Annotated in this window: 27 protein-coding genes; 9 read left to right on the forward strand and 18 right to left on the reverse strand. The window is 64.4% G+C overall.

Features of this window, described 5'->3' with window-relative positions; translation table 11 throughout:
* Nucleotides 1–110: 110 nt before the first annotated feature.
* The 3 genes from FJ988_RS14820 (at nucleotide 111) to FJ988_RS14830 (ending at nucleotide 2107) form a co-directional block, all read left to right on the forward strand.
* Nucleotides 111–917: a protein-disulfide reductase DsbD domain-containing protein gene (locus FJ988_RS14820; RefSeq protein WP_140818879.1), complete on the forward strand. Its 807-nt coding sequence runs from the start codon at nucleotides 111–113 to the stop codon at nucleotides 915–917.
* Nucleotides 918–1047: 130 nt separating this feature from the next.
* Nucleotides 1048–1530, forward strand: coding sequence for a peroxiredoxin (locus tag FJ988_RS14825; protein ID WP_140818881.1), 483 nt, complete (start codon nucleotides 1048–1050; stop codon nucleotides 1528–1530).
* 100 nt (nucleotides 1531–1630) lie between these two features.
* On the forward strand, nucleotides 1631–2107 hold the full coding sequence (locus FJ988_RS14830; RefSeq protein ID WP_140818989.1) for a DUF2938 domain-containing protein: 477 nt from the start codon (nucleotides 1631–1633) through the stop codon (nucleotides 2105–2107).
* 3 nt (nucleotides 2108–2110) lie between these two features.
* On the opposite strand, the gene FJ988_RS14835 is transcribed toward FJ988_RS14830, so the two are convergent.
* The 13 genes from FJ988_RS14835 to coxB all read right to left on the reverse strand — a co-directional run bounded on the left by FJ988_RS14835 (nucleotide 2111) and on the right by coxB (nucleotide 12493).
* Nucleotides 2111–2698, reverse strand: a complete 588-nt coding sequence (locus tag FJ988_RS14835) for a histidine phosphatase family protein (protein WP_140818883.1) — start codon at nucleotides 2696–2698, stop codon at nucleotides 2111–2113.
* Between the two features lie 41 nt (nucleotides 2699–2739).
* The gene (gene rnhA, locus FJ988_RS14840) at nucleotides 2740–3285 is read right to left on the reverse strand and encodes a ribonuclease HI (RefSeq protein ID WP_140818886.1); all 546 of its coding nucleotides are present in this window, start codon (nucleotides 3283–3285) and stop codon (nucleotides 2740–2742) included.
* Nucleotides 3282–4244: a homoserine kinase gene (locus FJ988_RS14845; RefSeq protein WP_140818888.1), complete on the reverse strand. Its 963-nt coding sequence runs from the start codon at nucleotides 4242–4244 to the stop codon at nucleotides 3282–3284. Before FJ988_RS14845 ends, rnhA begins: the two co-directional genes overlap by 4 nt.
* Before the next feature lie 6 nt (nucleotides 4245–4250).
* Entirely contained in the window at nucleotides 4251–5255 is a 1005-nt protein-coding gene (gene ispH / locus FJ988_RS14850) for a 4-hydroxy-3-methylbut-2-enyl diphosphate reductase (protein WP_140818890.1), read from the reverse strand.
* Between the two features lie 77 nt (nucleotides 5256–5332).
* Nucleotides 5333–6088 carry an SURF1 family protein gene (locus FJ988_RS14855; protein ID WP_181183534.1) on the reverse strand — a complete coding sequence of 252 codons (756 nt, stop codon included), beginning with the start codon at nucleotides 6086–6088 and terminating at the stop codon, nucleotides 5333–5335.
* Complete coding sequence (locus FJ988_RS14860; protein WP_140818892.1) at nucleotides 6085–6471, reverse strand: DUF983 domain-containing protein; 387 nt, start codon at nucleotides 6469–6471, stop codon at nucleotides 6085–6087. Before FJ988_RS14860 ends, FJ988_RS14855 begins: the two co-directional genes overlap by 4 nt.
* Nucleotides 6468–6974, reverse strand: a complete 507-nt coding sequence (locus FJ988_RS14865; RefSeq protein WP_140818894.1) for a murein L,D-transpeptidase family protein — start codon at nucleotides 6972–6974, stop codon at nucleotides 6468–6470. The genes FJ988_RS14860 and FJ988_RS14865 overlap by 4 nt, the downstream gene beginning before the upstream one ends.
* A 228-nt stretch (nucleotides 6975–7202) precedes the next feature.
* A complete protein-coding gene (locus FJ988_RS14870) occupies nucleotides 7203–8084 on the reverse strand; it encodes a cytochrome c oxidase subunit 3 (RefSeq protein ID WP_140818896.1) in 882 nt (293 codons plus the stop codon).
* Nucleotide 8085: 1 nt separating this feature from the next.
* Nucleotides 8086–8712 carry a cytochrome c oxidase assembly protein gene (locus tag FJ988_RS14875; RefSeq protein WP_140818898.1) on the reverse strand — a complete coding sequence of 209 codons (627 nt, stop codon included), beginning with the start codon at nucleotides 8710–8712 and terminating at the stop codon, nucleotides 8086–8088.
* Nucleotides 8712–8903: a hypothetical protein gene (locus FJ988_RS14880; RefSeq protein ID WP_140818900.1), complete on the reverse strand. Its 192-nt coding sequence runs from the start codon at nucleotides 8901–8903 to the stop codon at nucleotides 8712–8714. Before FJ988_RS14880 ends, FJ988_RS14875 begins: the two co-directional genes overlap by 1 nt.
* Nucleotides 8900–9844, reverse strand: a complete 945-nt coding sequence (locus FJ988_RS14885) for a heme o synthase (protein ID WP_140818902.1) — start codon at nucleotides 9842–9844, stop codon at nucleotides 8900–8902. The genes FJ988_RS14880 and FJ988_RS14885 overlap by 4 nt, the downstream gene beginning before the upstream one ends.
* A 73-nt stretch (nucleotides 9845–9917) precedes the next feature.
* Nucleotides 9918–11570, reverse strand: a complete 1653-nt coding sequence (gene ctaD, locus FJ988_RS14890) for a cytochrome c oxidase subunit I (RefSeq protein WP_140818904.1) — start codon at nucleotides 11568–11570, stop codon at nucleotides 9918–9920.
* A 38-nt stretch (nucleotides 11571–11608) separates the two neighbouring features.
* On the reverse strand, nucleotides 11609–12493 hold the full coding sequence (gene coxB, locus FJ988_RS14895; RefSeq protein ID WP_140818906.1) for a cytochrome c oxidase subunit II: 885 nt from the start codon (nucleotides 12491–12493) through the stop codon (nucleotides 11609–11611).
* A gap of 330 nt (nucleotides 12494–12823) precedes the next feature.
* Here coxB and FJ988_RS14900 point away from each other — a divergent pair, with 330 nt between their 5' ends.
* The 5 genes from FJ988_RS14900 to FJ988_RS14920 all read left to right on the forward strand — a co-directional run bounded on the left by FJ988_RS14900 (nucleotide 12824) and on the right by FJ988_RS14920 (nucleotide 17032).
* The gene (locus tag FJ988_RS14900; RefSeq protein ID WP_140818909.1) at nucleotides 12824–13363 is read left to right on the forward strand and encodes an invasion associated locus B family protein; all 540 of its coding nucleotides are present in this window, start codon (nucleotides 12824–12826) and stop codon (nucleotides 13361–13363) included.
* An 81-nt stretch (nucleotides 13364–13444) separates the two neighbouring features.
* A complete protein-coding gene (locus FJ988_RS14905; protein ID WP_181183535.1) occupies nucleotides 13445–13912 on the forward strand; it encodes a YbjN domain-containing protein in 468 nt (155 codons plus the stop codon).
* A gap of 139 nt (nucleotides 13913–14051) precedes the next feature.
* Nucleotides 14052–15464, forward strand: coding sequence for a metalloprotease TldD (gene tldD / locus FJ988_RS14910; RefSeq protein ID WP_140818913.1), 1413 nt, complete (start codon nucleotides 14052–14054; stop codon nucleotides 15462–15464).
* A gap of 58 nt (nucleotides 15465–15522) precedes the next feature.
* Nucleotides 15523–16230, forward strand: a complete 708-nt coding sequence (locus tag FJ988_RS14915; protein ID WP_140818915.1) for an NAD-dependent deacylase — start codon at nucleotides 15523–15525, stop codon at nucleotides 16228–16230.
* 142 nt (nucleotides 16231–16372) lie between these two features.
* A complete protein-coding gene (locus FJ988_RS14920; RefSeq protein WP_140818917.1) occupies nucleotides 16373–17032 on the forward strand; it encodes a transglutaminase-like cysteine peptidase in 660 nt (219 codons plus the stop codon).
* A gap of 307 nt (nucleotides 17033–17339) precedes the next feature.
* Here FJ988_RS14920 and FJ988_RS14925 read toward each other — a convergent pair whose 3' ends face one another.
* From FJ988_RS14925 to FJ988_RS14935, 3 genes are all read right to left on the reverse strand, one after another.
* The gene (locus FJ988_RS14925; RefSeq protein ID WP_140818919.1) at nucleotides 17340–19550 is read right to left on the reverse strand and encodes a caspase domain-containing protein; all 2211 of its coding nucleotides are present in this window, start codon (nucleotides 19548–19550) and stop codon (nucleotides 17340–17342) included.
* A 227-nt stretch (nucleotides 19551–19777) separates the two neighbouring features.
* Complete coding sequence (locus FJ988_RS14930) at nucleotides 19778–21019, reverse strand: class I SAM-dependent RNA methyltransferase (protein ID WP_140818921.1); 1242 nt, start codon at nucleotides 21017–21019, stop codon at nucleotides 19778–19780.
* Entirely contained in the window at nucleotides 21016–21789 is a 774-nt protein-coding gene (locus tag FJ988_RS14935; RefSeq protein WP_140818923.1) for a TlyA family RNA methyltransferase, read from the reverse strand. Before FJ988_RS14935 ends, FJ988_RS14930 begins: the two co-directional genes overlap by 4 nt.
* 108 nt (nucleotides 21790–21897) lie before the next feature.
* Here FJ988_RS14935 and FJ988_RS14940 point away from each other — a divergent pair, with 108 nt between their 5' ends.
* Nucleotides 21898–22299 carry a GFA family protein gene (locus FJ988_RS14940; protein ID WP_140818925.1) on the forward strand — a complete coding sequence of 134 codons (402 nt, stop codon included), beginning with the start codon at nucleotides 21898–21900 and terminating at the stop codon, nucleotides 22297–22299.
* Here FJ988_RS14940 and FJ988_RS14945 read toward each other — a convergent pair.
* A complete protein-coding gene (locus FJ988_RS14945) occupies nucleotides 22296–22580 on the reverse strand; it encodes a hypothetical protein (RefSeq protein ID WP_140818927.1) in 285 nt (94 codons plus the stop codon). The genes FJ988_RS14940 and FJ988_RS14945 overlap by 4 nt on opposite strands.
* A gap of 148 nt (nucleotides 22581–22728) precedes the next feature.
* The gene (gene dxs / locus FJ988_RS14950) at nucleotides 22729–24636 is read right to left on the reverse strand and encodes a 1-deoxy-D-xylulose-5-phosphate synthase (RefSeq protein WP_140818929.1); all 1908 of its coding nucleotides are present in this window, start codon (nucleotides 24634–24636) and stop codon (nucleotides 22729–22731) included.
* Nucleotides 24637–24641: the final 5 nt, after the last annotated feature.

Genomic DNA, 24641 nt, shown 5'->3' on the forward strand with positions numbered 1-24641 from the left:
GTTTCCGCAGCGCCGAAAAGATGGTGCCTTTGGCCTATGTCACGCAAATATGATACGGGCGGCACGATGAAGACATTGCGCGGCCAAGAACGGACGGTCAAATCACCGCCATGCGATACGTGAAGATCCTTGCTCTCGGCGTCGTTCTCGGATGGGCGACTGGTGTGCCGGCGGAGGCTTCGTCCTCGATCTGGTACAATTCGGAAGGCGGCAAGGTGCGGCTGGTGACCGCCGGAAAACCGGATGAATCCGGCAAGATCCACGGCGTGCTCGACATCGCGTTGAAACCCGGCTGGAAGACCTATTGGCGCGATCCTGGCGATGCCGGGGTGCCGCCGCAGCTCGACATATCGGGCAGCACGAACATCGCCGATGTGCGTTTGATGTTCCCGCCGCCGCAGCGGCATGACGACGGCTACGGCAAATGGGCGGGCTATGACCGACCGGTCTCGCTTCCGGTGACCTTCACGCTTGCCGCGCCCGGCCAGCCGGCGACGATCGACGCCAACATCTTCCTCGGCATTTGCCAGACGATCTGCATTCCGGTGCAGACGCGGCTCAGCGTCGACCCGGCCTCCGACCCGGACAATGCGGAAGACGCGGCGGTGGTGAAGACGGCGCAAGCCATGCTGCCCGAGCCGTCGCGGCCGGATTTCAGCGTCAGCATGCTGCCCGGCGACCACGAGACGCTGGTCGTCCAGGCGCAGTCGCCGGGCGATCCGGAAGCCGTCGACTTCTTCATCGCCGGCGAGCGCGACTACATGTTCGGCGCGCCGGTGCGCAGCGAGAAGGACGGCAAGCTGGTGTTCACCGTGCCGATCCTAGACCGGCCGGCGGCGACGCCCACGGATGGCGGACTCTATTATACGCTGACCAGCGCGGAAGGTTCGGTGGACGGGCTCTTGCCTTTCCCTTGATCCAGGCGACCTTGGGCCGAAAATTCCGACCGACGCGCTTCTGGAACGATGCTCAGAGGTTGCTGGCGGCCGCTCAGTCCGATATCGAAGGCATCGATCCTTCCCATCCATCCCCCCAGCGAGGCTTCCCATGACGATTTCGGTTGGCGAAAAACTGCCCGGCGCGACTTTCAAGATCATGACCGCGGACGGCGCCAAGCCGATCACGGGAGACGAGATTTTCGCCGGCAAGAAGGTGGTGCTGTTCGGCGTCCCCGGCGCCTTCACGCCAACCTGCTCCAACAACCATTTGCCGGGTTATCTCGAAAATCATGACGCCATCCTGGCGCGCGGCGTCGACACGATCGCCGTCGTCTCGGTCAACGACGTGCATGTGATGGGCGCCTGGGCGCGCTTCACCGGCGGCGAAGGCAAGATCCTCTACCTCGCCGACGGCAGCGCCGATTTCGCCAAGTCGGTCGGCCTCGACAACGATCTTTCCACCGCCGGCATGGGCCTGCGCTCGAAGCGGTTTTCGATGATCGTCGACGACGGCAAGGTCACCGCGATCAACGTCGAGACCAAGCCGGGTGTCGACGAAAGCGGCGCGGCCAAGATCCTCGAGCAGCTCTAGATAAGGATGACGCTTCGTTGACCCGCCATCCTGATCTCATTCTTTGTTGGGGCATGATCTTGTCCGAAAACCGGTTCCCACTTTTCGGGATCATGCCATGATGCTCGACATCCTCTGGCGAGGGGTGGCGATCGGCATCGGCGCCACCGTGCTCATGGATATCTGGGCGATCATCCTCAACAAGGCGATCGGCCAACCCTTGCCCAATTGGGGCATGGTCGGACGCTGGGTCCGGCATCTGCCGCAAAGGGTGTTCCACGACGATATCGGCAAGGCCGCGCCCTATGCGCATGAGAAGGCGCTCGGCTGGGTCTTTCACTACCTGGTCGGCATCCTTTACGGCGTGATCCTGGTCGTGCTCGCCGGCGCGGACTGGCTAGCCAACCCGACCTTCCTGCCGGCTTTCATCCTCGGCATCGTCACGGTCGGCGCCGGCTGGTTTCTGCTGGCGCCAGGCATGGGCGCCGGCTGGGCGGCGTCCAAAACGCCCAATCCGACGAAGGTGCGCGCGCTCAACCTCGTGGCGCACACGGTGTTCGCCTTCGGAATGTTCTCGACGGCGCTGCTGATCCGGTGAACGTCAATTGCCGTCTGGTGGCCGGACATCTATCGGCCGCCATTTGTGAAGAACGCGGCGCGAGCCGGTATCCCAAGCAAAATAATTGCCGCCGCCCGCCGGCTGATCCGCCTCGCGGCTGATTTCCCGCTCGCTGAGATGGAGCAGCAGCAGCGTTCCGACGCCGCCATGGCCAACGAAAGCGATGTCGGCTTTATTGGTCGCAAGCGCGGTTTCGACCTCGCTGACGATCCGGTCCTGCGCATCGATGGCGCGTTCCCAACCTCGGATGCTTTCCCGCGGCCTGGCGAAGAACTGGTCGGCGACCGCTTCGAATTCCGGGGGTGGCAGGAAGCCGGTCGCCGAGCGATCGTTCTCATGCATCCGCTGTCTCACCTCGACGTCGAGATGAAGATGTCCCGCCAGGACTTCCGCGGTTTCGATCGCCTTGCGCTCAGCGGACGAGACGATGTGCCTTATCGAGCCGACCCAAGGCTGGTCGAGCATGGCGACGGCCCTCGCTTGGCCGATGTCGGACAGTCCCCATTCCGGCACCGGAATGTCGGAATCGATGCGGACCTGCGGATGCGTGATGTAGTAGGCGATCGGCACGACGTGCTTCTCCGGTCAGAGCGCGGACACGTCCACCGAAATCAATAGCTCTGGGTCGAGCGCCGTGGCCTCGGGGTTGCCGGCTGCTTTGCCGGGGCGGCCGGCTTTGGCGCCGCTGCCGGCTTCGGTGTCGTCGAGACAGCCGACCCTTTCTTGAACGGCGCCATGCCCTCGCGCGCGAGCTCGTCGGCGCGTTCGTTCTCGGGATGGCCGGCATGGCCCTTGACCCAATTCCAGGTGACCTTGTGACGGCGGTTGGCCTCGTCCAGCGCCTGCCACAGCTCGCCGTTCTTCACCGGCTTCTTGTCGGCGGTCTTCCAGCCATTTTTCTTCCAGCCATGGATCCATTTGGAAATGCCGTCCATGACGTATTTGCTGTCGGTGTGCAGCTCGACGGTGCAAGGCTCCTTCAGCGCGTTGAGCGCGGTGATGGCGGCCAGCAGTTCCATGCGGTTGTTGGTCGTCTCGGCCTCGCCGCCCGACAATTCCTTGGTCTTGCCGTTGAAGCGCAATATGGCGCCCCAGCCGCCCGGCCCGGGATTGCCGGAGCAGGCGCCGTCGGTGAAGATTTCAACCTGCTTGTTCATTTGAGCCCGTATTCGGATGGCGATCGGATGGCACGGTGGAAGCGCATGCGGCGGATATATTCCGTCGGATCGCGCTTCATCACCAGCCCACCGTCGGGAATGGTCAGCCAGTCATAGAGCCTGGTCAGCATGAAGCGCAGCGCCGAGCCGCGCGCCAGCATCGGCAGCGCCGCCTTCTCGTCATCCGAGAGCGGCCGCACCGACTGGTAGCCGGCGAGCAGCGCCGCGCCCTTGGTCAAATTGAAGGAAAAATCCTTCTCGAAGCACCAGGCGTTGAGGCAGGTGGCGACGTCATAGGCGTAGAGATCGTCGCAGGCGAAATAGAAGTCGATCAGCCCCGACAGCTTCTCGCCAAGGAAGAAGACATTGTCCGGGAACAGATCAGCATGGATGATGCCTTGCGGCAGGCCGGCGGGCCAGTTGCGCTCGAAGTCGGCGAAATCGGCATCGACCTCGGCCGCAAGTCCCGGCTCGACCTCGTCGGCGCGAGCACGAGCGGCGTCCCACAGCTTTCGCCAGCCGTCGATGGCCAACGCATTCGGGCGCTGCATCGCAAAATCCCGGCCGGCGAGATGGAGCTCGGCCAGCGCCTTGCCGACCTCGCCGCAATGCGCGGCGGTCGGGCGCCTCAGCGACAGGCCTTCGAGGAAGGTGATGATGACGGCGGGCCGCCCGGCAAGCGTGCCGATGACGGCGCCGTCATGCGCGGTGACCGGCAGCGGGCAGGAAATCCCCTTTCGCGCCAGATGGCCCATCAAGCCGAGAAAGAAAGGCAGATCGGCCTTGTCGACCCGCTTCTCGTAGAGCGTGAGGATGTAGGAGCCGGTCGAGGCATGGACGAGGAAATTGGAATTCTCGGTGCCTTCGGCGATGCCCTTGTAGGACAGGAGCTCGCCGACCGGATAGGCCTTCAGGAACGCGCTGAGTTCGTTCTCGTTGACGTCGGTATAGACGGCCATGCGGGCTCACGCGGCTCCGTTGACGAAGGCCATGTCGGCCGCCGTCAGTTCGACATCGCGCAGCACCCGCATCACCGGAAAATCCTCCGTCTCGGTGGCCGTGATGGCCAGGTCGATGGTGACGTCGAAGCGCTGCCGGAAGGCGTCGATGATCTCGTCGACGATGATCTCCGGCGCCGAGGCGCCGGCCGACAGGCCAAGCGTCGAAATCCCGCCGATCTCATCCCACGGAATTTCCGCGGCCCGCTGCACGAGAAGCGACATCGCGGCGCCCGCGCGCTCCGCCACTTCGACAAGGCGGCGCGAATTCGAGGAATTGGGCGCGCCGACGATGAGGAAAAGGTCGGCGCCGGCCGCCGTTTCCTTCACCGCTTCCTGGCGGTTGGTGGTTGCGTAGCAGATCGATTCGGCCGCCGGCGCCTGCATAGCGGGAAAACGCTCCTGCAGCGCGCGGATGATGCCGGCCGTATCCTCCACCGACAGCGTGGTCTGGGTGACGAAGCCAAGCGCCTTGGGATCGGCCGGCTCGAGCTTCGCCGCATCCGCCTCGGTCTCGACCAGGGTGACGGCGCCTTCCGGCAACTGCCCCATGGTGCCGATCACCTCGGGATGACCGGCATGGCCGATCAAGAGCACATGGCGGCCGAGCCGCTGGTGGCGCATGGCCTGCTTGTGCACTTTCGACACCAGCGGACAGGTGGCGTCGAGATAGAAAAGCTCACGCGCCTGGGCATCCGCCGGCACCGATTTCGGCACGCCATGAGCGGAAAACACGACAGGGCTTTGCCGATGCTCCGGCGGGATCTCGGAGAGTTCCTCGATGAACACGGCGCCCAGGCTCTGCAGGCCCTCGACAACATACCGGTTGTGCACGATCTCGTGGCGGACATAGACCGGCGCGCCGTATTTCTTCAGCGCCAGCACGACGATCTGGATGGCGCGGTCGACGCCGGCGCAGAAGCCGCGCGGCTGGCAGAGCCGGATTGTCAGCGGTGGCTTTTTCTCAGTCATCAAATGCGGGCCGGTTCAGTGGAAAATCCTGTGGCGAAATGAGGTGCGCACCCCTGCCCTGTCAAGAGCAGCGGGCCTCACGCTTGTTTCGCCGGACGGCGAAGCCTTAGGATAAGCACCGCGGCAAGGGCCGCCGCCAGCCCATACCAGGTCACCGCATATTGCAGATGGTTGTTGGGCAGGTCGATGATGGTGACGCCGCCGACCGGCAGGCCGCCGGGATTGGGCGTCTTGTCGGCATCGATGAAGAACGGCACCAGCAAGAAGCCTGCCGGCAGGCCGGCAGTCGCCGCCATGACATCGCGGTCCTTCCAGAAGAAGATGTTCTTTGCGACGTCGTTGTCGGGCAGCATCATTGACGGCTTTGCCGGCAGCGGGTTACGCGCGAGACCGGTCACCGTCACCTGGCCGGCGACCTCGCCCTTCGGACGCTTGGCCGGATCCTTGAGGTCGTAGGGGACAAAGCCACGATTGACGAGCACGAAGCGGCCGTCATCGAGCTTCAGCGGCGTGTAGACGTTGAAGCCGCTGTCGCCTTCCCAGGTCGAAAAGAAATGCCGTTCGCCCTGATGCAGGAAGGTGCCGGTCACCGTCACCGGCATGTATTCGACATCGTGCGAGGCGGCGAACTCCTTCTCGATATCGGCGAGCGGCAGCGGCGCGGCATGCGTGCGCTTGTCGATGGTCGCGAGCAGGTCTTCCTTCCAATGCAGGCGCTGCACCTGCCAGGTGCCGAGCCCGAGCAGGATGGCGAACAGCACCAAGCCAAGGCCAAGCAGCAAGGCCGAGCGCGGCCGCGAACGGCCTGCGCCTGCAACGATCGTATCGCTCATTGGCCGGTGTCCAGCCTGCCTTCGGCGGCTTTCTTGGAATATTGCAAGGTGATCAGCACGCCCTTGATCAGACGCAGCGCCGTCAGGCAAAGTACCAGCGCCAGCGGCAGCCAGATGAGGAAATGCAGCCAGAGCGGCGGGCTGAGCGCGACTTCCATCCACAGTGCCAAGCCGACGACGATGAAGCCGATGATCAGGATGACGAAGACCGCAGGGCCGTCGCCGGCATCGGCGAAGGAATAGTCGAGACCGCAATTGTAGCAACGCTTGCCGACGGTGAGGAACCCGGAGAACAGCTTGCCCTCGCCGCAGCGCGGGCAGCGTCCGTGCAGGCCGGCCGAGATCGGGTCGATGGGTGGCCAGATCGCCTTGTCGTCGCTCATCTCACAATCTCGATCGGTGTGCCGTCGGCCACCATTGTCCAGATTTCATCCATGTCGGAATCCGTAACCGCAACGCAGCCGTCGGTCCAGTCGACCAATTGAAGCAGCCGGCCCATCCAGCCGAAACCGTTCGGCTGGCCATGGATCATGATAAAGCCGCCGGGATGGACGCCGCGCGACTTTGCCGCCGCGATGTCATCGGCGTTTGGATAGGAGATATGGATCGACCGGTGCGCGACGCTGTTGGGATTGCGCCAGTCGAGCACATAGCGCCCTTCCGGCGTTCGCTCGTCGCCTTCCTGTTGTTTATGACCGATCGGGGCGCCGCCGAGCGCGATGCCGTAGCTGCGCAGGATCTTGCCTGCGCCGATCAGTTGCAGCTGCCGTTGCGACTTCTCGACCCGCACCAGGTCGACCTTCTGCCGAGGCGGCCCATTGCGTTCGAGCAGCGGGACCGTCGCGATCAGATACGCGCAGATGGTCAGGGAAATTTTCGCCCACATTGGTTTGAGCGGTTCGCCGTTTCACGGAAACGGCGAACCGCTCTATCTCCTTTTTACGCAATTCCGGACGGAAAACCGCTTCACACTTTTCCTGGAATTGCTTCAGCGATGGCCAGCCATTGCGCCCAAAAGAAGAAGGCGGCGCGCGTCGCTGCGGCCGCCTTCGAAACTCCTGAAAAAATGCTGAAAGCAAACTCCGGAAAAACCGCTGCGCGCTTTCCCGGTTTATCAGTGGCCCTCGATCAGCGCGCCGGTCGAGCCCCAGACATAGATGGCGCTGAACAGGAACAGCCAGACCACGTCGACGAAGTGCCAGTACCAGGCCGCCGCCTCGAAGCCGAAATGCTGCTTCGGGGTGAAGTCGCCCTTCCAGGCGCGCACCAGGCAGACCAGCAGGAAGATGGTGCCGATGATGACGTGGAAGCCGTGGAAGCCTGTCGCCATGAAGAAGGTGGCGCCGTAAATGGAATCCTTGAAGCCGAACGGCGCGTGCATGTATTCGTAGGCCTGCACCATGGTGAAGAGCATGCCGAGGCCGACGGTCAGCACCAGGCCGTTGATCAGGCCCTTGCGGTCGCCGTGAAGCAGCGCATGGTGCGCCCAGGTCACCGTCGTGCCCGACAGAAGCAGGATGATGGTGTTGTAGAGCGGTAGGTGGAAGGGGTCGAGGACCTCGAGACCCTTCGGCGGCCAGACGCCGCCGGTGAAGGCGGTGCGGGCATACTGGATCTGCTCGCTAGGGAACAGGCTGGCGTCGAAATAGGCCCAGAACCAGGCGACGAAGAACATCACCTCGGAGGCGATGAACATGATCATGCCGTAGCGCAGGTGCAGCGACACGACGCGCGTGTGGTGCCCCTCATGCGCTTCCTTGATGGTGTCCGACCACCAGGCGAACATCGTATAGAGCACGATGATCAGGCCGATGAAGAACAGCCACGGATTGGCGATGTTGTGGCCGAAGATCGGGAAGTTGCCGGCCTTCAGATACTGCATCAAGGCGACGCCGCCGATGGCCATGACCAGAGCGCCGATCGAGCCCAGGAACGGCCAGGGGCTCGGGTTGACGAGATGGTAGTCGTGTTGTGGTTTTGCGTGCGCGTCTGCCATATCAACCCCCGAGGCTTGCTTCGGAATTGGAAATTTTGTTGGTGCCGCCGGCGGCGGGCGCGGACGAGGCCACCGGCTGTTTCTTTTCGACCGGGAACATCGTGTAGGACAGGGTGATGGTCTTCAAGTCCTTGAGTTCCGGGACGTTGACGATGTCGGGATCGACGTAGAAGACGACCGGCATGTCCAGCGTCTCGCCGGGCTTCAGCGTCGTGTCGGTGAAGCAGAAGCACTCCACCTTGTTGAAATAGGCGCCGGCCATCTCGGGCTGCACGTTGAACGAGGCGCGGCCGGTGATCGGCGTATCGAACTTGTTGGTGGCGCTGTAATGCGCCTGCGCCGTTGCGCCGATCTTGATCGTGACCGAGCGGGCAACCGGCTCGAACTGCCACGGGATGCCGTTGGTGTTGGCGTCGAAGCGGATGGTGAGTTCGCGGTCGAGCACGCGGCCGGCATATTGCCTTTCGGCGCGTTGCGTGGTGCCGCCATAGCCGGTCACCTGGCAAAACATCTTGTAGAGCGGCACCGCGGCATAGGCCATGCCGACCATGCCGGTGAAAAAGGCCAGACAGACGGCGGCGACGATGCCGTTGTTGACCTTGCGGGGCGTGCTCGTCTTGCCGCTCATCAGCCGCCTCCCAGCAGGCCGGAGCCGGTGATGCTGTTGCCATGGTGGCCGAAGCGCACGATGGTGACGGCATAGAAGATGGCGACAAGCACCGCCAGCGCCACGCCGATGGCGATGGAGCGGTTGCGGCGCGCCTTCTGCTGGCGTTCCGTCAGCGTCACCAGTTCGAGCTTCTTGTCGGCCACGATCATGCACCCCCCATCATCAGGGCGCGCCCGACCACGCTGTCGACGAGATAGGCGGCGAAAATGGCGAAGAGATAGAGCAGCGAATAGGCAAACAGCGCCTTGGCCGGCTTCATCGCGCGATCGTCGTCGCGCATGCGCAGCACCTTCCACGCGTACCAGACGAAGCCAAGACCGAGCAGGGCGGAAACCGCGCCATAGCCGACCGTGGTGTAGCCGAGCGCCCAAGGCAGCACGCCGATGGGCGCCAGGATCAGCGCATAGGCGAAAATCTGCCGGCGCGTCGAGGCCTCTCCGGCGACGTTCGGCATCATAGGGATGCCGGCGCGGGCATAATCATCAGACTTGAACAAAGCGAGCGCCCAGAAATGCGGCGGCGTCCACAGGAAGATGATCAGGAACAGGATGACGCTTTCGAGGCTGACCGATCCGGTCGCCGCGGCCCAGCCGATCACCGGCGGGATGGCGCCGGCGGCGCCGCCGATGACGATGTTCTGCGGCGTCCAGCGCTTCAGCCACATCGTGTAGATGACGGCGTAGAAGAAGATTGTGAAGGCAAGCAGCGATGCCGACAGCCAGTTGACCAGTACGCCCAGCGTCATCACCGACAGCGCCGACAGTACAAGGCCGAAGCCCAGCGCTTCGCCCGGCGAGACGCGACCGGCCGGCACGGGGCGGCTGGCGGTCCTGGTCATCACCGCGTCGATGTCGGCGTCGTACCACATGTTGAGCGCGCCCGAGGCGCCGGCGCCGATGGCGATCGCCAAAATCGCGACGACCGCGATCAGCGGGTTGATGGCGACGGGCGCCGCGACCAGGCCGACAAAGGCGGTGAAGACGACCAGCGACATGACGCGTGGCTTCAGCAGGGCAAAGAAATCGCCCGCGGTCGCTTCCGAGATGCGAAAGCCCGCGTCCTCCATCAATCTGTCGTCGGCAAGGGCCATGCGTACTTAACGTCCATTATTCCGTTGGCCAAGACCGCCGGCAGGCCGGCGGTCCCGTAGTTCAGGCAGTCGCCTATTTGATCTTCGGCAGCTGTTCCCACTGGTGGAACGGCGGCGGCGAAGGCAGCTGCCATTCCAGCGTCGTGGCGCCCTCGCCCCACGGATTGGCGCCGGCCACCCGCTTCTTCTGGAAGGCCTCGAAGACGCCGTAGAGGAAGATCATGACGCCGACCGCGGAGATGTAGGAACCGATCGACGACACATAGTTCCAGCCCGCGAACGCGTCGGGATAGTCGACCGTGCGGCGCGGCATGCCGGCGAGGCCGAGGAAATGCTGCGGGAAGAAGATCAGGTTGACGCCGACGAAGGTGACCCAGAAGTGGGTGTTGGCGATGACCGGCGAATACATGTAGCCGGTCATTTTCGGGAACCAGTAGTACCAGCCGGCGAAGATCGCGAACACCGCGCCCAGCGACAGCACGTAGTGGAAGTGCGCGATGACGAAATAGGTGTCGTGCAGCGAGCGATCGAGGCCGGCATTGGCGAGCTGGACGCCGGTGACGCCACCGATGGTGAACAGGAAGATGAAGCCCAGCGCCCACAGCATCGGCGGCTTGAAGGAGATCGAACCGCCCCACATGGTGGCGATCCAGGAGAAGATCTTCACGCCGGTCGGCACCGCGATGACCATCGTGGCGAACACGAAGTAGCGCTGCGTGTCGAGCGACAGGCCGGTCGTGTACATGTGGTGCGCCCAGACGATGAAGCCGACGGCGCCGATCGCGACCATGGCGTAGGCCATGCCGAGATAGCCGAAGACCGGCTTCTTCGAGAAGGTCGAGACGATGTGGCTGATGATGCCGAAGCCCGGCAGGATCAGGATGTACACTTCAGGGTGACCGAAGAACCAGAACAGGTGCTGGAACAGCAGCGGGTCGCCGCCATTGTCCGGCACGAAGAAGGAGGTGCCGAAATTGCGGTCGGTGAGCAGCATGGTGATGGCGCCGGCAAGAACCGGCAGCGAGAGCAGCAGCAGGAAGGCGGTGACCAGCACCGACCAGGCAAACAGCGGCATCTTGTGCAGCGTCATGCCCGGTGCGCGCATATTGAAGATGGTGGTGATGAAGTTGATGGCGCCGAGGATCGACGAGGCGCCTGCGATGTGGATCGACAGGATCGCCAGGTCCATGGCGGGGCCAGGCTGGCCGGATGTCGAGAGCGGCGGATAGATCGTCCAGCCGCCGCCGACGCCATAGGCGCCGGGCGCGCTCGGCATGAACATCGAGGCGAGCAGCAGGATGAAGGCCGGCGGCAGGAGCCAGAAGGAGATGTTGTTCATGCGCGGGAAGGCCATGTCCGGCGCGCCGATCATGATCGGGACCATCCAGTTGGCGAAACCGCCGATGAGCGCCGGCATGACCATGAAGAAGATCATGATCAGCGCATGCGCCGTGCCGAAGGCATTGTACATGCTCTTGCCGCCGTCGATGGCGGCGTCGCCGTTCATGCCGTAGACCATCTGCGCGAGACCGCTGAAGATCTGGATGCCCGGCTCCTGCAGCTCCATGCGGATGACGACCGAAAGCGCGCCGCCGATGATGCCGGCGCAGATCGCGAAGATCAGATAGAGCGTGCCGATGTCCTTGTGGTTGGTGGAGTACACCCACCGGACCCAGCCATGATAGGGCTTGTGGTCGTGATCGTCGTGAGCTGCAGCCTCTGCCATGTTCCGCTCCGTTCCCTAATTCTTGCTAACCCGCGGCATCAGTTGCCGGCGGCCGCTACCTTGTTGGTACCGTCGATCTCGGCCATCAGCGCCTTGTTGGCACCGGGCACGTCGGTCTTGGCCGTCTCCAGCCAGGTCTTGAATTGCGCATCGGAGACGACCCGGATCGCGATCGGCATGAAGGCATGGTCCTTGCCGCAGAGCTGCGAGCACTGACCGTAGAAGAGGCCTTCCTTCTCCGCCTTGAACCAGGTCTCGTTGGTGCGGCCCGGCACGGCGTCGATCTTGAAGCCGAAGGACGGCATGGCAAACGAATGGATCACGTCGGTCGCCGTAACCAGCACGCGAGTCATGGTGTTGACCGGCACGACCAGTTCATTGTCGACCGCGAGCAGGCGTGGGTAGAGGTTGCGGTCTTCCTTGCCGGCCTTGGCGCGGTCGGCGTCCTGGAGGATCGCCGAATTGAAGGAGAAGGTCTTGTCGACCTGGTACTCGTAGTCCCAGTTCCACTGGTTGCCGGTCGCCTTGACGGTGAGCTTGGCTTCTTCCGGCGGCGTGTACTGCGCGGTAAGCAGCTGGAAGGACGGGATGGCGATCAAAAGCAGCACAAGCACCGGACCAACGGTCCAGATCACTTCGATCAGCGTATTGTGGCTGGTCTTGGACGGCACCGGGTTGACGCTGGCGCGGAAGCGCAGGACGCAAATGGCAAGCAGCACCAGCACCAGGATGGTGATCGGGACGATGAACCACATGGTGTAGTTCCCGAACCGCTCGATCTGCCGCATCATGTCGGTCGCCGGCGCCTGGAAGGTCATCTCCCATGGGCGCGGCTGGTCGGCGTGGGCCGCAACGCCGGAGAAGAGCACGGCCGAAGCGGCCGTACCTGCCAAGAATTTCGCGCTTGCCAGGAATTTCCTCATCGCCCTCTCGTCTCCCACTTCCCGCGACCCTGGTCGCACCAATAAAGGACGATGCCAGGATTGGGAATCCCGGTCTGTCCCTAGGCTGGTTCAAACCATACTCTATTTCCCTCCGCAAGGAAGGAGCGGACGAAACCGTGCGGCATTTTTGCGCGCAGCCGAAAGGCCGTCCCGAGCCGTAGCGATGCGACATGACGGATGGTCGCAATTCGGGCGAATTTACTTAGGAAAAGCGCGGAATTGCCGGTATCGGGGCGGCCCGGCGACGGTCTCGTCCTTTACTTGGCCCGGGCGCAGCTTAAAGTGCCGTGATTCGCTAATGGAGCCGTTATGACTTCCTGGCTTTCGAGAACCCTGGCGAAGGCGGTCCTTGCCATCGCCTTGCTCGGCGGCGGCATAGCCGTCGGCGCCGCCGCCCCGCCGAACAACGCCACGCCGCCCAGCGGCACGGTGAAGTCGACGCATGGCGCCTGGTCGATCATCTGCGACACGCCGGCGGGCGCGACCTCCGAACAATGCGTGATGATGCAGAACGTCGTCGCCGAGGACCGCCCGGAGATGGGGCTTTCGGTGGTGGTGCTGCGCACCGCCGACAACAAGGCCGAGATCCTGCGCGTGCTGGCGCCGCTCGGCGTTTTGTTGCCCAACGGGCTTGGCCTCAATGTCGACGGCAAGGATATCGGCCGCGCCTATTTCGTGCGCTGCTTCCAGGACGGCTGCTATGCCGAGGTGATCCTCGAAAAGCCGCTGCTCGACACGCTGAAGAGCGGCACCTCGGCCACCTTCATCGTCTTCCAGACGCCTGAGGAAGGCATCGGCATCCCCGTCGACCTCAAGGGCTTTGCGGACGGCTTCGCCGCCCTACCTTGATCTTCCTGGCCCATGCGCCGCCGCCGTTCCTTAACACTCGAGGTCCGGCGCCAAGTGCGCGTCTGGGGACGAGGAGGTTCGATGCGCGCGACTTTATCCGCCTTCATCGCCGGTCTGACGCTGGCCGGTATGGTTTCGCTTGCCCGGGCCGAAGATAGCGAAATTCTCCAGCAGCCCGACCCGGCGGCAATCCTCGATATCGCCAAGGGGTTCGGCTCGGCCAGGATGGACAAGGACGACAATGGCGATCCGATGATTTCCGGGCGGGTCGAGGGCGTCAAATACGTGATCTATTTCTATGGCTGCGAAAACCACGAGAACTGCCAGTCGCTGCAATTCTCGACCGGTTACACCGATCCGCTCACCGCCGAACAGGCCAATGCCTGGAACAGCAAATATCGCTGGGTGAAGGCCTATTCCGGCGACGGCTCGAACTTCAAGATGGATGTCAGCTTCGCCGGCGGCATCACCAGGGCCAATCTGGAGGAGCAGTTCTCCAACTGGGACTCGATGGCGGGCAACATCAAGGATTTCCTGAACGACAAGTGATCGCGGAAAGCCGGCATTCGCCGACCTGGTGATGGCGGCATGCCGGCATTCGCCGGCAGGGCGTCCATCAGCGATTGTCTCGGCGCTGCTTCGCGCCTACATCCCTTGACAACGATTTGTTTCCACGAGTGGACCCGCCATGAACAGCCTGATCGGCCAATTCGATATTTCCGACGATCGCGTCAAAGAGATCGTCGCCGACACCATCAAGGGCGCCGACGACGGCGAACTGTTCGTCGAATACAGCGAGAGCGAAGCGCTGATGTTCGACAATGGCCGACTGAAGACGGCCAATTTCAGCACCGACCAGGGTTTCGGCCTGCGCGCCGTCGCCGGCGAGGCCAGCGGCTACGCGCATTCGAGCGACCTGTCCGAAGCCTCGCTGCTGCGCGCGGCCGACGCGGTCTCGGCGGTCAAGGGCGGCTATTCCGGCACGCTCGCCGCGGCCCCTGCCCGCACCAACCGCCACCTTTATGGCGACGAGAACCCGATCCCCTCGCCGTCCTTCGAGGCCAAGGCCAAGCTGCTGCAGGAGATCGACGGCTGGCTGCGGGCGGAGGATCCGCGCGTGCGCCAGGTGACGGCCTCGCTCGCCGCCTCCTGGCAGCATGTCGAGATCTTGCGCGGCGACGGCCAGATCGTGCGCGACATCCGCCCGCTGGTCAGGATCAATGTCGCCGTCGTGGTCGGCGACGGCGACCGGCAGGAGAGCGGTTCCTACGGCATGGGCGGCCGCAAGAGTTTCGGCGAGTTCGTCAGCGAGGAAAGCTGGAAGCATGCGGCGAGCGAGGCGCTCAGGCAGGCGCTGGTCAACCTCGAAGCCGTTCCGGCGCCGGCCGGCACCTTCGACATCGTGCTGTCCAGCGGCTGGCCGGGCGTCATGCTGCATGAAGCCGTCGGCCATGGGCTGGAAGGCGATTTCAACCGCAAGAAGACGTCGGCCTTCGCCGGCCTGATGGGCCAGCAGGTCGCGGCCAAGGGCGTCACCGTGGTCGATGACGGCACCATTCCCGAGCGGCGCGGTTCGCTCACAGTCGACGACGAAGGCACACCCTCGGCGCGCAACGTGCTGATCGAGGACGGCAAGCTGGTCGGTTACATGCAGGACCGCCAGAACGCCCGGCTGATGGGCATGAAGGCGACCGGCAACGGCCGCCGCGAAGGCTATGCGCACCAGCCGATGCCGCGCATGACCAACACCTACATGACCGCCGGCGACATGGAGCCGGAGGAGATCATCGCCTCGGTCAAGAACGGCATCTATGCCGTTTCCTTCGGCGGCGGCCAGGTCGACATCACCTCCGGCAAGTTCGTGTTCGGCTGCACCGAGGCCTATATGATCGAGAACGGCAAGGTGACGCAGCCGATCAAGGGCGCGATGCTGATCGGCAACGGCCCGGACGCCATGCACCGGGTGTCGATGATCGGCAACGACATGAAGCTCGACAACGGCATCGGCATGTGCGGCAAGGCCGGACAGGGCGTGCCGGTCGGCGTCGGCCAGCCGCATCTGAGGATGAACCGGATGACGGTGGGCGGGACCAGGGTTTGAGGACCAGCGTCGTTCTGGTAAATCATCGCGCTCCGAACGACGTCCCGGTGAGCCCGCCATGTCCAAACCCAAGATCGTCATCCTGACGGGCGCCGGCATCTCGGCGGAATCGGGCGTTGCAACGTTTCGAGACCCGAACGGCGTCTGGGCCAATTTCGACCTTGAAGAAGTTGCGACGCCGCAGGGCTTCGCGCGCAACCCCGCCAAGGTTCAGGATTTCTACAATATGCGTCGGCGGCAGATCGGCAGCGTCGAGCCGAATGCCGCGCATGAGGCGCTGGCCAGACTCGAGCAGGCCTTCCCGGACGACGTGCTTGTCGTCACCCAGAACATCGATGACCTGCATGAGCGCGCCGGCTCGCGAAAACTGATCCACATGCATGGCGAACTCGGCCGTGCGCTTTGCCTGGCCTGTGGCGAAAGCCATCCATGGAAGGACGATATCGCGGCTCAATCGAAATGCCCGGGCTGCGGCGCAGCGGGAAGGCTGCGCCCGGATGTCGTGTGGTTCGGCGAGATGCCCTATCGCATGGAAGAGATCGGCGAGGCGCTGGGCGGCTGCGACCTGTTTGCGGCGATCGGAACCAGCGGCAGCGTCTATCCGGCGGCAGGGTTTGTGGAAGAAGCGCGCACTGCCGGCGCCCTGACGGTGGAGCTCAACCTCAAATGCGCCGGCTGGGCCTCGCGTTTCGACGAACAACTGGAAGGTCCGGCAACGCAGGTCGTGCCGGCCTTCGTGGAGCGCATCCTTTCAGGCAAGGGCTGACGCCGAAATTTTTAGGTTGGTCGCCTTGCCGGCACCTTGAAGTGAACACAATCATGTTAGGACATTATTAATTGTTCAATGGCCGGGACTGCGGTTTTCGTCTTATATCCGAGCCGGTCCCTTCGATGCGGTGGTGTTGGCAATGCGGCGTTTGCCTGGCGTCCTGACTTCGTCTTTCCTCGTTGGTTTCGTTGGTGCGATCTCGTTGCAAGCCGGTCCGGCAGCGGCGGCGCAGTCGACATGGTTCAAGCGAACATCGTCACAAACGGCTGATTCCGCCGCGGTCGGGGGCAGCACCAGCGTCCCCTATGGCTGGCTCGACTTCTGCCATCGCCACCCGAAGGAATGCAAAGTGCCGGCACTGCCGGCGACGAGCGTCAAGCTGACGGCACAGAAACTAAGCACGATGCGACGCATCAACCTTAAGGCAAACCGCTCCATCAAGCCGGTCAGCAATTTCGACCACTGGGGCACGATGGTCGACCACTGGGACTATCCGACGGACGGCAAGGGCGACTGCAAGATCTATGCGCTCTACAAGCGCAAGCTTCTGCTGGAAGCTGGCTTTCCGCGTCAAGCGCTGCTGATGACAGTGGTGCGCGACCTCGATGGCGAAGGCCACACCATCCTGACGGTGAAGACTGACAAGGGCGATATGATCCTGGACAATCTCGTCGACGAGGTCAGGCCCTGGAACGCCACCGGTTATTACTTCGTCAAACGCCAATCGCAGCAGAACCCCAACACCTGGGTGTCGATCAACCAGCGCGGCGGGACGGCAAAGCGGCTGCCGAACTCATAGGCTGCACGACCCATAGTTTGTGACATTTTGGGCCGATTGATTGCCCCCTCGTGGGCGCTAGTCGACCCCCACTCCGTCTCGGCGCTTCGCGCCGAGCCACCTCTCCCCCGATCGATGGGGTAGAGGAAAGGCGCCAAGCTTTTGCCGTCAACGCCCAACCAGCAAAGCTCCCTTCCTTTCCCTCCGGAGGGGGAAAGGTGGCGCTGCGAAGCAGCGACGGATTGAGGGAACCACCTGGCAATCAAGCCGCGGGAGTGGGGGAGCGCCCTATGCGATCGCCCTCCCCAGAACCCGTTTCCGCGACAGCCTATCGCTTACACGGCGGCTCGCCCGGATGTCCGCAGACGGGCTTCTTGACCGACTGCCTGGCCATTTGCGGCAGACGCCGCTCCTGCGGATGAGGCTTCGGCTGCGCGTGGAACTGCGGTCGGTCCTGCCTGGACAGGACCTGCATCTTCGGCTTGTCGAGCTTGATGTCGTGCTGGACATGGACGGCGGCGGAGTCACCGCCGGTGTTCGTCAGCTTGCGGAGCTTCTTGCCCCTGTCGCCGCCATTGCCAGGGCCGGCGCCCTGGCCGTTCGGGACACCGACCTGGCCGGCGGCCAGATCCTTGCGCGTCAGCTTCTTCGGCTTGCCGCCGTTCTGATCCGACAGAACCGTCGTGTTCTTGCCGAGCTTGTCCTGGCCGGCCGTTCCGTTCGCGGCCGGCGCGCCATTGACGGTGGGCAGCCTGTGGAGCTTGTCCTTGCCTTGCTGGCCGCCTTGTCCGGTGACGATCTCGCCCTGCTTGCCAAGCGTCTTCAGGTGGCTGTCAGCCACCGCCGGCTTGCCGTTGACCAAGGGCAGCATCTTGCCGTTGACCAGCGGCAGCGTCTTGCCGTCGGCGCCGGGCAGAGCATGCTCGGTCGCAAGCGTCTTCGACAGCGGCGTTGCCAGGCCGGGCTGCTTGCCCTGCTGGAGTACCGCCCGCTTCTGCAGCAGCGGCGGCAGCGCCACCTTGGCAGCCAAAGCGGCTGCGCCCACCCCGACCGCACCGGCGGTCAGCTTCTGGCCGGTGGTCAGGCCGCCGCCCTGGTTCTCGTTGATCGTGGTGTTGTTGATGACGGTCGTGTTGTGGATGTTGTTGAAGATGATGTTGTCCGGCGGCGGCACGATGTCATGCGGCGGGTTGATCCAGCGCGCCAGCGGCACGAAGACGGGCGTCGGCAGCACGAAGATGCCGACTGGCGGTGGCGGTGGCGCCAGCACAACGAATCCCGGCGGAGGCGGCGGCAGGAACACCACCGCGACCGGCGGCGGCGGCGCAAAATCATAGTCGGGATCGTCGAAATAGAGCACCGGACGGTCGACATAGACGATCTCCTCCGGCGGCGGCGGCGGCACGTCATAGGCGATCATGGCGAAGCTCGGCGGCGGCTCGAGTGCTGCCTCGAAATGTTCGAGGCGGCGGCGCGCATCCCAGGCATGCGGCCCGTGCGGATAGCGGTCGAGATAGGACCAATAAGCCTCGGGCGTGTCGCGCAGCCAGGTCTGGCGCCAGGTGATCGCCTCGCGCCGCGCCGCGATGATGGCGCGCACGCGCTTGTCCATCGGGTCGTGCGGATAGGCGACGAGGAAATCCTCATAGCCGCGCAGCGTGTCGCGATCGAGCGCCGCCATATAGGCATCATGCGCGTCGAAGTCGCGGATTTCCCTGGTACGGTCGGCAACGGCCTGCGCCTCGGATACTTTAGGCGGCGGAGCATCGGCAGAACGATCGAAGAAGACGAAGGGCGTCGTGATCTTGGAAGCATCCCACGGCACTTCGGCGCCTTGCGTCGCCTCGTTGACGCGCAATCTTGTGCGGTCGAACAGATCGTCGAGCGACAGGCCGCCGTCGCGGATCATCTCGGCCAGAGCCTGCGCATAGGCGCCATAGGGGCCTTTGCCCTCAGGCGCCGCCGTTCCCGGCGCGGCATTGAAGGCGATCAGCATGTTCGGGTCGGGATCGACCAGCGCCAGGCCACCGGCCAGCGGCTGGCTCGACTGCGGAAAGTCGTTCGGCCGCGCCGCATCGAGCACGACGATGTTGACCTTGTTCGGCAGCGCGGCGAGCGGGCTGGTCAGGTCGGAGACCCTTACCGCCTGCAGCGGCACGTCGGCCGGATTGGCGATCTTGGCATCGACCGGCAGGAAGTAGTTGGCGCCCTCAAACTGGGCGCCGTGGCCTGCAAGATAGACGAAGACGACGGCGTCGGGACCGGCGGCCGAGACCTTGGCAAGGAAATCGCGGTAAGCGCCGCGCAGCGATTCCTGATCGACGTCGCGCGCGCCGACGACATCGAAGCCCGCCGCCTGCAAGGTCTGCGCGATCAGGCCGGCATCGTTGGCGGACGTGGCCAGCGCGCCGGAAGCATAGGCGGCATTGCCGATGACGAAGGCGAGGCGTTTTTCGCCCTGCGCCATCGCGCCTGTCGCCGAACCGGCGACAAGCACAAAGAGAATAGACAAACCGAGGAGTTTTTGTAGCGTCCGCATCTGAGACTTCCCATCTGTCAAGGCAAACGACGCTGGAGCAATGCCAGCCGGGCGGACTAGGGGCGTGCAAAAGGGCGGCTTTGCGGCGCGATTCAGGCGCGTTCCCGGCCAGGACGCGCGGAACCGGTGGTCTCAAGGAAAAGTGATGATTTCCGCCGGGTGCGTGAACAGATCATGACGTTTCGTTAGATCGCCATCCTGATCTGACTCCGGTTCGGCATCATGCTCTAGCGGCGGCGCTTCGGCTTCTCCAGCAGCGCGACCGCCTCGACATGCGCAGACCACAGGAACTGGTCGATCGGCGTGACGCTCTTCAGTTGGTAGCCGCCGTCGAGCAGGATGCGCAGGTCCCTCGCCAATGTCACCGGATTGCAGGAAACGGCCGCGACCAGCGGCACCTCGGAGCGCGCGATCTGCTTCGACTGGTCCTCTGCGCCGGCGCGCGGCGGGTCGAAGACGATGCCGTCGAAGGCGTTCAACTCCTTGAAGGTCAGCGGCCGGCGGAACAGGTCGCGGCGCTCGCTGGTCACGCGTTTCAGGCCGCTGGCGAAGCGGAAGGCGCGGTCGAGCGCGGCGAGCGCCGGCGCATCGCCTTCAACGGCGTGGACTTCCGACTTTACCGCCAGTCTCAGCGCGAAGCTGCCGCAACCGGCGAACAGGTCGGCCACCTTCTTGGCCCGCGACAGATGGTGGCCGACCAGGCCGGCCATCGTCTGCTCGGCGGCCTCGGTCGCCTGCAGGAAGGCGCCGGGCGGCACGGCCACGGCGACCGATCCGAACTGCACCACCGGCTTTTTCGGCTCGACGATGATCTCGCCGTCGACGGAAAGCCGCGCAAATCCCTCTGCCATGACGAAGTTGGAGGCGATGCGGCGCTGGTTGTCGCCGAGCTTGCCGACGTCATGGACGGCGACGTCGAGGCCGGACGCGGTGGCCGTCACCGTCATGTGGAAGGCCTTTGGCGTCGCGCAGACCAGGTCGGCCAGCCTGCGCAAGCGATCAAGCAACGCAACGATCGCCGGCAACGAGATCGGGCATTCCTCGATCGCAATGATTTCCGAAGACAGCGCGCGAACGAAGCCGAGTAGCATGCCGGCCTCGGTGCGCCTGGCGCTGAAGGTGACGCGGCGGCGGCTGTGCGGTTCGCACGGCACCAGCGCGCCGACCTCGCAAGCGATGCCCTTGCCCTTCAACGCCTGCACGACGCGCTCGCGCTTCCACTGCCGGTAGGCATCGGCCTCGTAGTGCTGCAGCGCGCAGCCGCCGCATTCGCTGAAATGGCGGCAGGCCGGATCGATCCTGAGCGGCGAGGCTTCCAGCACCGACATCAAGGTCGCACGGTCCTTCTGGCGTGCGGCGGTGACCGTTTCGCCCGGCAGCGTGAAGGGGATGAAGACTTCGCCGCCTTCCGCAACGGCGATGCCGTCGCCCTGCGAACCAAGCCTGGCGATGGTGAAGCGCGTACTCATCGCGATCCTGCGTCCTTGATCGCGGCAAGCAGGAATTCGCGGTTGCCGTCGCCGCCTTCGATCGGCGACGGGTGCAGACCGAGCACACGCCAGCCGGGAATGGAGGCCAGCCAGTAGCGCAGTTCGGCAGCGACGCGTTCGGCATCGGCCGGATCCTTGAGCAGGCCGCCCTTGCCGATCGCTTCGCGCCCGGCCTCGAATTGCGGCTTGACGAGCAGGATTGCCCTGGCGCCCTCGCCCACCAGCTCCAATGCCGGCGGCAGCGCCAGCTTCAGCGAGATGAAGGAGACGTCGCAGACCAGGAAATCCGACGCGCGGCCACCGAGATCGGCGATGGTCAGGTCGCGGGCGTTCAGCCCCTCGACCAGACTCACGCGCGGGTCGCCGGCAATGTCAGGATGCATCTGGCCATGGCCGACATCGATCGCCAAGACATGGGCGGCACCGCGTTCGAGCAGCACCTGGGTGAAGCCGCCGGTCGAGGCGCCGATGTCGAGCGCTTCGCTGCCCGACGGATCAAAGCCGAAACGGTCGAGGCCGGCGATCAGCTTCAGCGCCGCGCGCGAGACATAGGCCTGTGCCGGGTCGTCGATCGCGACCACGCAGTCTGCCGCGACAGGTTGGCCGGGCTTGCGGGCAACCGAGCCGTCGACGCTCACCGTGCCGCGCTCGACCGCGTCGCGGGCGCGCGAGCGGCTGGCGAACAGGCCGCGCCCGACGAGCAGTTCGTCGAGCCGCTGGCGCTGGCTGGCTGGCAAAGGGGAACTCATCGGCCTTCATTGGCGAATGCCGGGCGCGAAGGCAAGGCTGTTGGCGCTTGCCCACCGCCATGGCTCTCCTGCACAATGCCGGCAAGGCGGCAAGCGAATGGAGGACCGATGCTGAAGGGAACCTGCCATTGCGGAAAAGCCCATTGGACGCTGGAAGGCGACCCCGGCCCGATCACGGCCTGCAACTGCACGCTCTGCCGCCGCTACGGCACGCTTTGGGCCTACGACTATGTCGACGAGCGCATCCAGGTTTTCGGGCCGGTCAGTTCCTACACCCGCGCCGAGAAGGCCGATCCCGCGCTGGAGATCCTGTTTTGTCCGACCTGCGCCTGCGTGCTCGCCTGGCGCGGCCTGCGCCAGGGCAAGAGCGGCCGCACGCGCATTGCCGTCAATGTCAGGCTGGCGCCGCCCGAGGCCGTCGCCGACCTGCCGATCGACCATTTCGATGGCCTCGACAGTTTCGACGATTTGCCGCGCGATGGGCGCTGCGTGCGCGATATGTGGTTCTAGAACACGATCCGCGAGACGCGGCGCTCCACGGCCGGCATCAAGCCGTCATTGTTGGCGGCCTGCTTGCGCGGCTCAACCGGAGCGGGCGCGGCCGGTGCGACTTCGGGGATCACCACCAGTTGCGGCACCTGCTTGTAGGAAAAGCCGCCACGGATGGCGCCCATCTTGGCGGCGACGATATCCGTCACCGCCTTTTCGAGGTTGCGGTCATAGCGCATTTCGGCTGCCGCCGGCGCAACGCTGGCCGCCAAGAGGGCCATGCCGCACAGAAACGATTTCATTGGTTTTAGCCCCTGCCTTGGTCGAAACCTAGCAGGGCGCCGTTGAAAAACGACCAAGGGACAAGGTAAGCAAACCAACAAACGAAAGCGTTAACAGAAGCTTACCAGCAAAAGCCGGCAAAGCAATTTAAACAGTTAAGAACTTGATTCAGGCGCGCTGCGCCTGGACGCCTCGCCCGAGCGCGGCAAAGACCGTATGCACGATGCCGGCCGAATCCAGGCCGGCATCCGCGTACATCTTCTCGGGCTTGGCATGGTCGGTGAAGACGTCCGGCAGCACCAGCGGACGCACCTTGAGGCCGCTTTCGAGCAGGCCTTCATGAGCGAGGAAATGCAACACCTGGCTGGCGAAGCCGCCGATGGCGCCCTCTTCCACCGTCACCAGCACTTCATGCGAGCGTGCGAGCCGACGGATGAGATCCTCGTCCAACGGCTTGGCGAAACGCGCATCGGCGACAGAGGTGGAGAGGCCGGCGGCGCCGAGTTCCTCGGCTGCCACCAGGCAATCCTGCAGCCGCGTGCCGAAGGACAGCAGCGCTACTTTGGTGCCCTCCTTCAGGATGCGGCCCTTGCCGATGTCGAGCACCTCGCCGCGTTCCGGCATGTCGACGCCGACGCCGTTGCCGCGTGGATAGCGGAAGGCGATCGGGCCGTCATCATAGGATGCCGCGGTCCGCACCATGTGGCGAAGTTCCGCCTCGTCGGCGGCGGCCATGACAACGAAGCCCGGCAGCGTCGTGAGGAAGGTGGTGTCGAAGGCGCCGCAATGGGTGGCGCCGTCGGCGCCGACGAAGCCGGCGCGGTCGATGGGAAAGCGCACCGGCAATTTCTGGATCGCCACGTCATGGACGACCTGGTCGTAGGCGCGCTGCAGGAAGGTCGAGTAGATGGCGGCAAAAGGCTTGTAGCCTTCGGTGGCCAGCCCGGCGGCGAATGTCACCGCATGCTGCTCGGCGATACCGACATCGAAGGTGCGGGACGGAAACACCTCGCCGAACAGGTCGAGGCCGGTGCCGGTCGGCATGGCGGCGGTGATGGCGACGATGCGCTCGTCGTCGCGCGCTTCCTGGATCAGGCTTTCGGCGAAAACCTTGGTGTAGGCCGGCGCATTGGCCGGCGCCTTGGCCTGCGCGCCGGTGATGACGTCGAACTTGTTGACGCCGTGATATTTGTCGGCGGCGGCTTCCGCCGGCGCATAGCCCTTGCCCTTCTGGGTCACGACATGGATGAGCACCGGGCCGTCGCCATTGTCGCGGACGTTCTTCAAGACCGGGATCAGGTGCTCGAGATTGTGCCCGTCGATCGGGCCGATATGATAGAAGCCGAGCTCCTCGAACAGCGTGCCGCCGGTGACGTAGCCGCGCGCATGCTCGACGGCGCGGGTGATGGCGCGGTCGGCGCGCTTGCCGAGATAGGAGGTCAGCTTCTTGCCGAAATCGCGCAGGCCGAGATAGGCCTTGCCTGACGCCAGCCTGGCCAGATAAGCGCTCATCGCGCCGGTCGGCGGCGCGATCGACATGTCGTTGTCGTTGAGGATGACGATGAGGCGGGCATCCAGCGCACCCGCATTGTTCAAGGCCTCGAAGGCCATGCCGGCCGACATCGAGCCGTCGCCGATGACGGAAATGACATTGTTGCGGCCGCCCGACAGGTCGCGCGCCATGGCCATGCCGAGTCCGGCCGAAATCGAGGTCGAGGAGTGCGCTGCGCCAAACGGGTCGTATTCGCTCTCGGCCCGCCGGGTGAAGCCGGACAGGCCGCCTTCCTGGCGCAGCGTGCGGATGCGGTCGCGGCGCCCGGTCAGGATCTTGTGCGGATAGGCCTGGTGGCCGACATCCCAGATCAGCCGGTCATCCGGCGTGTTGAAGACATAGTGCAGCGCGACCGTCAGCTCGACGACGCCGAGGCCGGCGCCGAGGTGGCCGCCGGTCTGCGACACCGCGTCGATCAGCTCGGCGCGCAGCTCGGCGGCGAGCTGCGGGAGCTCGCTCTCGTCAAGCGTTCGCAAGTCCGCCGGGATGCGGACCTTGTCGAGCAGCGGCGTGTCTGGCTTCACTCGGG

Origin of the sequence: Mesorhizobium sp. CU3 (genome assembly GCF_006442965.1) — a bacterium.
In the GTDB taxonomy this organism is placed as follows: Bacteria; Pseudomonadota; Alphaproteobacteria; order Rhizobiales; family Rhizobiaceae; genus Mesorhizobium.

Bases quoted from the DNA above. Each gene is read 5' to 3' on its own strand.
- FJ988_RS14860 (WP_140818892.1), bottom strand. From the start codon at position 6,471: ATGAGCGACGACAAGGCGATCTGGCCACCCATCGACCCGATCTCGGCC.
- FJ988_RS14875 (WP_140818898.1), bottom strand. From the start codon at position 8,712: ATGAGCGGCAAGACGAGCACGCCCCGCAAGGTCAACAACGGCATCGTC.
- FJ988_RS14900 (WP_140818909.1), top strand. From the start codon at position 12,824: ATGACTTCCTGGCTTTCGAGAACCCTGGCGAAGGCGGTCCTTGCCATC.
- FJ988_RS14870 (WP_140818896.1), bottom strand. From the start codon at position 8,084: ATGGCAGACGCGCACGCAAAACCACAACACGACTACCATCTCGTCAAC.
- FJ988_RS14915 (WP_140818915.1), top strand. From the start codon at position 15,523: ATGTCCAAACCCAAGATCGTCATCCTGACGGGCGCCGGCATCTCGGCG.
- FJ988_RS14820 (WP_140818879.1), top strand. From the start codon at position 111: ATGCGATACGTGAAGATCCTTGCTCTCGGCGTCGTTCTCGGATGGGCG.
- FJ988_RS14920 (WP_140818917.1), top strand. From the start codon at position 16,373: ATGCGGCGTTTGCCTGGCGTCCTGACTTCGTCTTTCCTCGTTGGTTTC.
- FJ988_RS14825 (WP_140818881.1), top strand. From the start codon at position 1,048: ATGACGATTTCGGTTGGCGAAAAACTGCCCGGCGCGACTTTCAAGATC.
- FJ988_RS14925 (WP_140818919.1), bottom strand. From the start codon at position 19,550: ATGCGGACGCTACAAAAACTCCTCGGTTTGTCTATTCTCTTTGTGCTT.
- coxB (WP_140818906.1), bottom strand. From the start codon at position 12,493: ATGAGGAAATTCCTGGCAAGCGCGAAATTCTTGGCAGGTACGGCCGCT.
- FJ988_RS14865 (WP_140818894.1), bottom strand. From the start codon at position 6,974: ATGTGGGCGAAAATTTCCCTGACCATCTGCGCGTATCTGATCGCGACG.
- ctaD (WP_140818904.1), bottom strand. From the start codon at position 11,570: ATGGCAGAGGCTGCAGCTCACGACGATCACGACCACAAGCCCTATCAT.
- FJ988_RS14855 (WP_181183534.1), bottom strand. From the start codon at position 6,088: ATGAGCGATACGATCGTTGCAGGCGCAGGCCGTTCGCGGCCGCGCTCG.
- FJ988_RS14945 (WP_140818927.1), bottom strand. From the start codon at position 22,580: ATGAAATCGTTTCTGTGCGGCATGGCCCTCTTGGCGGCCAGCGTTGCG.
- FJ988_RS14935 (WP_140818923.1), bottom strand. From the start codon at position 21,789: ATGAGTTCCCCTTTGCCAGCCAGCCAGCGCCAGCGGCTCGACGAACTG.
- FJ988_RS14845 (WP_140818888.1), bottom strand. From the start codon at position 4,244: ATGGCCGTCTATACCGACGTCAACGAGAACGAACTCAGCGCGTTCCTG.
- ispH (WP_140818890.1), bottom strand. From the start codon at position 5,255: ATGACTGAGAAAAAGCCACCGCTGACAATCCGGCTCTGCCAGCCGCGC.
- FJ988_RS14930 (WP_140818921.1), bottom strand. From the start codon at position 21,019: ATGAGTACGCGCTTCACCATCGCCAGGCTTGGTTCGCAGGGCGACGGC.
- FJ988_RS14885 (WP_140818902.1), bottom strand. From the start codon at position 9,844: ATGGCCCTTGCCGACGACAGATTGATGGAGGACGCGGGCTTTCGCATC.
- FJ988_RS14940 (WP_140818925.1), top strand. From the start codon at position 21,898: ATGCTGAAGGGAACCTGCCATTGCGGAAAAGCCCATTGGACGCTGGAA.
- FJ988_RS14830 (WP_140818989.1), top strand. From the start codon at position 1,631: ATGCTCGACATCCTCTGGCGAGGGGTGGCGATCGGCATCGGCGCCACC.
- rnhA (WP_140818886.1), bottom strand. From the start codon at position 3,285: ATGAACAAGCAGGTTGAAATCTTCACCGACGGCGCCTGCTCCGGCAAT.
- FJ988_RS14905 (WP_181183535.1), top strand. From the start codon at position 13,445: ATGCGCGCGACTTTATCCGCCTTCATCGCCGGTCTGACGCTGGCCGGT.
- FJ988_RS14880 (WP_140818900.1), bottom strand. From the start codon at position 8,903: ATGATCGTGGCCGACAAGAAGCTCGAACTGGTGACGCTGACGGAACGC.
- tldD (WP_140818913.1), top strand. From the start codon at position 14,052: ATGAACAGCCTGATCGGCCAATTCGATATTTCCGACGATCGCGTCAAA.